This window comes from Moorena sp. SIO3I6 (assembly GCF_010672095.1).
In genome coordinates, this window is sequence record NZ_JAAHHU010000258.1 from 1 (window position 1) to 6,718 (window position 6,718).

General features: G+C 43.9%; 2 protein-coding genes. Both read right to left on the reverse strand.

Going from position 1 to position 6,718, the window contains the following annotated elements; translation table 11 throughout:
- Positions 1-196 precede the first annotated feature (196 nt).
- On the reverse strand, positions 197-2,326 hold the full coding sequence (gene recQ / locus F6K49_RS33220) for a DNA helicase RecQ (protein WP_293103517.1): 2,130 nt from the start codon (positions 2,324-2,326) through the stop codon (positions 197-199).
- 214 nt (positions 2,327-2,540) lie between these two features.
- Positions 2,541-5,663, reverse strand: coding sequence for a HEAT repeat domain-containing protein (locus F6K49_RS33225; RefSeq protein WP_293103520.1), 3,123 nt, complete (start codon positions 5,661-5,663; stop codon positions 2,541-2,543).
- Positions 5,664-6,718 lie beyond the last annotated feature (1,055 nt).

Here is a 6,718-nt window from a genome sequence, read left to right on the forward strand (position 1 = left end):
AAAGGCTTGAAAGCCTTGTCGGGTATGCCTTCTGCCTTCATGCAGCCAGCCCTATTTATTTCCTATTCATAATTCCTAAAATTTGTCAAGTTTTTTGTAAAGAAATATGTTTATAAAGCATAGCTTGATAAGGGGGGTTAGGGGGGATCACTAATCACAGAAGACTGTACCTCGTAAGTGGGAGAAATGCTATATATCAATTACCCTGCCGTCGCCACCAAGCACGGACTAGTTTAATGTCGTCATAGGAGTAACTTTCTCCTAAGTATTCCCGTAATTTTCTCAGATACTGATCACCCACTTTTTCAATGGCTGTAATAATTGGCTCATGGTGTTCCAATGGTACCAGTCGTTTTAAATCCACTGGCTGATTCATTTCAATTAATTGGCTCAAATGATCTATAATAGTTCTGGTAGTATACCCTCGTTGTTTAGCAATTTCCTCTACACTTAACCCTTGTTGATAGAATTGCAGCGTTTTCATATAGGTACTGGAGGGCAGGGGTTCTGGTAGTTTTTGCTCTTGACAAAATGCCCGAATTTCTGAAATAAATTGCTCGCCATACTGGGTGACTTTATACTGAGTCACACCGGAAAGTTTGGCAAATTGCTCTAAGGTTTTGGGTTTCATCTGTGCCATCAGTTTCAGTGTGGAATCGGCAAACACTACATAGGGCGGAATCGATTGCCGGTCAGCTAGCTGTTTCCTTAGTTTCCGCAGTTTCTCTAGCAGAAGCTCTGCTTCAGCTGCTCTGGGGTTAATTTCTCCTAAGGCTTTTTCTACAGATGACTGGGAAATAGGAACATAAACAGAACGTTGTTTGCGCAGGATTTCCCAACTTAGTTTATTGAGCTTCAGCACGGAGTAGCCATCGGTGGTTTGGTCTACTAATCCCTGGTGCAAAAGCGATCGCACTAGAATTTTCCAAGCCTCTGCAGTTTTATCTTTACCAATACCATAAGTAGAGAGTAAGTGATGGCCATATTGCTCAATTTTTTTACTTTTTGAGCCCCGCAACACTTGAATAATGTGGTTCATGCCAAACCGTTCCCGACACCGGGCTACACAAGAGAGGAATTTTTGAGCTTCAATCGTCCAATCTTCTACTGGCTTAGGATAGCAACAGTTATCACATTTGTCACAATTCCCTGGAAACCGCTCACCAAAGTACCCCAGCAAAATCCGGCGGCGACAATCTGTGCCTTCTGCGTAGTCAACAATCTGATTTAACTGTTGATAGGCAATCCGTTGTTCCTTGGGATCGGGCTTTTGATCAATGAGATAATGAAGTTTTGATATATCACTAGCGCTATATAAAACGGTACATGTGGCTGGTTCCCCATCCCGTCCTGCTCGTCCCGATTCCTGGTAATAACTTTCGATGTTACGAGGTAAATCGTAGTGAATCACAAAGCGTACATCGGGCTTATTAATTCCCATCCCAAAGGCTACGGTAGCTACGATTACCCGCACATCATCCCGGATAAACCGATTTTGATTGGTTGCCCTAGCCTTATCCGTCATTCCGCCATGGTAAGGTAGGGCAGAAATGCCATCATTCTCTAACCGGAAAGCTACTTCCTCTACGGAACGGCGGCTCGTACAGTAAACTATACCAGAACCTTGGTGAGAACGGATCTGTTGTAATAACTGTTTATAGCTTTGCCGTTGTTTTGGTTGAACGTCGTAGTAAAGGTTAGGGCGATTGAAACTAGCGATGTGAACCTTGGGCTGTCGCAATGCTAGTTGTTGGATAATGTCCTGTTGGACTCGATTGGTAGCAGTAGCGGTCAGGGCCAGCACTGAGCTATGGGGATAGCGGTGACGTAATAGTTTTAGTTGCCGGTATTCTGGGCGGAAATCATGCCCCCATTGTGAGACACAGTGCGCTTCATCAATGGCAAAGGTGGGAATACCGATTTGCGATCGCACTCTATCCAAAAATGGGATAAACTGCTCTGCTAGTAACCGTTCTGGTGATACGTAGAGTAATTTTATCTTACCCTCAAGGATAGCAGCTTCGCGCGATCGCATTTGTTTGAAGCTCAAGGTGCTATTGATAAAGGTAGCCCCAATGCCATTATCTTCCAAAGACGTCACTTGGTCTTGCATCAAGGAAATCAGAGGAGATACCACAACGGTTAATCCGGGTTTGAGGAGAGCTGGCAGTTGATAGCACAAGGATTTACCACCGCCAGTGGGCATGATAATCAGTAAGTCCTGATTTTCCAGCGCTTCTTCAATAATCTGTCGCTGTCCTGGACGGAAACAGTCGTGACCAAAGAAATGTTTAAGGGCATGCTCCAGGGATGGCGACTCTTCCATGGTCGTGAGGGGATTGCGATCGCTTCAGTGTTTGTGACAGGACTTACGTATTGCCCCCTAAATCCCCCGAGCGAGGGATTGCTCGCTCGGGGGACTTTCGTGAATCTGTTCCCCCCAGTATTGGGGGGTTAGGGGGGCAAAACCAACTAAACTTCGTAAGTTTTATCTGATTAGATTCATAGCCTTAAAAACTATAACATAGACGTGCTATTCCCTACTCCTCACCTACAACTAAATCCCACAGGGCATCAATACCTCTGCCCACATAGTCGGAATCTTGGTGTTGTTCAATCCATTTAATCACAGTAGGGAGAACATGATTCGATGGTTTGCCCAATTGACCCAAGGCTTTGGCTGCGCTCCTACGCACAAAAGAATCATTATCCTGAAGCAGAGCTAGTAGGGCGTTGACTACAGCTTCTGAGCTTTTGCCCAATTTGCCCAAGGCTATGGCTGACCACCGACGTAAACGAGAATCATCATCCTGAAGCTGTGCTAGGACGACCTTGACTACGGTTGTTGAACTGTTGCCCAATTTGCCTAAGGCCAAGGCTGTCCACCGACGCACACCAGCATCGGGATCCTGAAGCTTTGCTAGCAGGGCGTTGACTATGGTTTCTGAGCTATTACCCAATTTGCTCAAGGCATCGGCTGCACCCGAACGCACACGAGAATCATCATCCTGAAGCTGTGCTAAAAGGGCGTTGACTACGGTTTCTGAGCTATTGCCCAATTTGCCTAAGCCATAGGCTGCCCCCGAACGCGCACGAGAATCATCATCCTGAAGCTGTGCTAAAAGGGCGTTGACTACAGTTTCTGAGCTGTTGCCTGAATTGCCTAAGGCTACGGCTGCTCTGTCACGCACACCAGGATCGGGATCCTGAAGCTTTGCTAAAAGGGCATTGACTACAGTTTCTGAGCTATTGCCCAATCTGCCCAAAGCTATGGCTGCCCTCCAACGCACATCAGAATTCTCATCCTGAAACCTTGCAAAGAGGGCGCTGACTACGGTTTCTGAGCTATTGCCCAATTCGCCCAAAGCATCGGCTGCCCTCACACGCACATCAGAATCATCATCCTTTAGCCGTGCTAGCAATATTGTAATTACCTGATCTTTTTCCCCTAACTCAGCTCGATAGTTCAGCAATCGCCACTCATCAATTAAATCCGATTGCTCTTTAAACAATTTCAATACCTGTTCTAGAAAATCCGTTTCATATAAACTACAAATTATCTGAAAAACCTGCTCGTGAACATTTTCTCCAACCCGCTCTTTACTACTCACTTCCAACTCAAGCAACCGCTCCACAATTTCTTGCACTAACTCACGATCAGCACCACGCAAATTCTTCGGGTCTTCTGCCAAACAACTACCAGCAAACAACAAATCCCGATGCAACCACTGCTCGTAGTTACTCTTATTAGTCAAAACTGTCCGAATCGCCCTCGCTGCCTTTTTCGGTTTTTGTTGCGCTATCAGCAATAGTAACACCTCGCGCCAGTGGGAGTCATGCAAATGCTCCCGAATCTGACTCAAAACAATCTCAAAATCCCCCTCATTATCCGCCTGATAGTCAATCTCTTCAGCACACAAATATTCCTGAAACGTCTTATGAACAAAACCATAACAATTTTGCCCTTGCTCATTCAACAAACCAGTGCGATCGCGAATCAAGGTGACAAATGCTTCTGCTTCTTCTTTAGCTTGATATAACTGCACCTGCTTCAAGGTTTTAATCTGCTGACTCAACTGATCAATCAACTCATCCCGGTCTATCAACGTCCCACTGTCGTTATCTTCAACATTTACCTGGGTATGAATCCAATACGCCAACAATTCCATCAATCGGCGCAAATCATATAAATCTAGATACTTAAATATTCCATGACTGCTGATTTCTTTGTTAGCATCCCAAGACGTTAACAAAGTCTTGACAGCACAATTATAAAGCTCAAACCGTTCTTTCGGCAATACCGCTTGATAGCGATGAATTAAAGCAATGATTGTCAACAATAACGGATTCCGTGCCAATAGCTTAATCCGGTCATTATCATCTAGTGCTTTTCGTAAACTTTGCTTGCGCCTTTCAGCTTCTGCTTGGTCTTGAAACCTGCTGTTATACCAGTTATCAATAAACGCTGAAATCTTCTGATCATCAAACGGTTCAATTTGATAGTGGGGAAATTCCTCAGTGCGGAAAAAGTCGCGCCGATAGCCAGCCGGTCTAGATGTAATAATAGCGCGATTTCTGTCAAACTGTCCCAAAAAATTCTCGATGCGCCTGACTACATCATTCCGTTTAGCGTCTTCTGCGACTTCATCCAAACCATCTAGCAATATCAACGCCCTACCATCAGACAACCAATGCTCAAAAAATCCTACTGGTAACGGTTTCACTGACATCGTGTTTTCAGCAAATACCCGAGCATAGTCGATCAGGCTTTTATCGAGATTTATCGCAAAATCTCGCATCCTAATTAAAATCGGTAGCCAGTCCGTATCAGCATCTAATCCTAAAATCTCAGGATTTTGCTGAGCCAACATTACTGCAAAATAACTCATCAAGGTGGTTTTTCCCGAGCCTGGCGCACCCAATATCACCACTCGTCTCGACTGACTTTGGCTCAATAACTGCTCCGCCAAGAATTTCCGGCCAGTTGTCTTTGCCAATAGTGCTATTTCTGAGGTTTCCCCACTACCAGCTGCTAACCAATCCCGTTCCCAAGCGCCAGCAGTTGATAGGTCTTCCACCACATCTGGCATTACAAAAATTTGCGCTAACTTCTCCGATTTTTCTACTTCTTGCCCAGGCACAGCAATGCCAGCAAATTTAACATCATCAAACCAGTTAGCTAGCTGCTCACAATAATCCTGTTTAGCTACCTGAAATTTTAGATAAGTATCCGTCTGCTGAAAATAAGCATTAATAAATTTCTCTATCCAAGGCTTAATACTATCTTGATTCAGTTTAATGTCATTGGCTTCAGCTTGCTGTTGAAATACCGTGCTTAAAATCTCCCGATCAGGCTTACCTTGATTAAGTAAGGGTTTTTGTAATTCCGCCAAAACTGCTGAATGTGTAAAATAGTCCCGCAAAAAATTATTAACTCCATTCCAGCCATCCGGTCTAGCCTGAAAAAATAAGCGCTGGCTCGGAGCCAGTTGTTTTTCCCATTCTTTTACTGCCGCTTCTCCCGCTTTGATTGCCTTCTCTACATCGCTTTTACTCAGAGCTTGACTTAAGCTATCCCATCCTTGTCCCGAAACAATCTCCAATAACGATTCCCCTATTTTCGGGATTGCCCAACCGGCTAATACTGACAAGGGTTCTATCATTGATCTCTAGTTATCGTTAATTAGATTAATTATAGCAATTTAGGGAGTAGGGAGTAGGGAGTAGGGAGTAGGGAGTAGGGAGTAGGGAATCGGGAATCGGGAATCGGGTTTTTTGCGTGGGTTTGGATCCCCCGTTTCCCTTAATAACGGGGACTTTCCAGATAGATTTCCGGGCTACCCTTAGGAAGCAGTGAGTAGGGATTAGGGAGCAGGTATTCGGGTTTTTTGCGTGGGTTTGGATACCCCATTATCCCCCTTAATAAGGGCAGGGCTGTTTCATTCTCGCCAAAAATAGATGGGGAGATGGGGAGATGGGGAGATGGGGAGAATTTTGGACTAATACTCGGGATTTTGGGCAAATTTATCGTTCCCTTACACCAAGGCCGTTAACAAATTGTTAGTGATTTGAGTTGATTGAAGGCTGCTAATTCGTCAGATTTTAATGACTAAATTTGGGCATTTTTATGGAAATTTTAGTTTATTTCCCTATCCCCCTATCCCCCTATCCCCCTATCTCCAATAATCGTTAACTTACTAAAGTTTGAAACAGCCCTGCCTTAATAAGGGGGACTTTCCAGATAGATTTCCGGGCTCCCCCCTTAGCTAAGGGGGGCTGGGGGGGATCAATCTAGTAAATGCGATAGAAAGTTCGATACTCTGAAATATCCCCTACTATAACACATAATTATTCTCTCAACTTAAATGCTATCCCATAATTAAACTCTCAACTTAAATGCTATCCCAGTATTACGGTATTAATTTAATAAACTTAATGATCTCAACTAACAGATAAGTGATGGCATGGCAGCTACACTATACTTTTAAAGCTAAGATAATTTATTGGTAATTATGTTCGATTAGTTTAACTATAGCAATTTAGGGAGTCGGGTTTTTTGCATGGATTTGGATCCCCCATTATCCCCCTTAATAAGCTATGCTTTATAAACATATTTCTTTACAAAAAACTTGACAAATTTTAGGAATTATGAATAGGAAATAAATAGGGCTGGCTGCATGAAGGCAGAAGGCATACCCGACAAGGCTTTCAAGCCTTT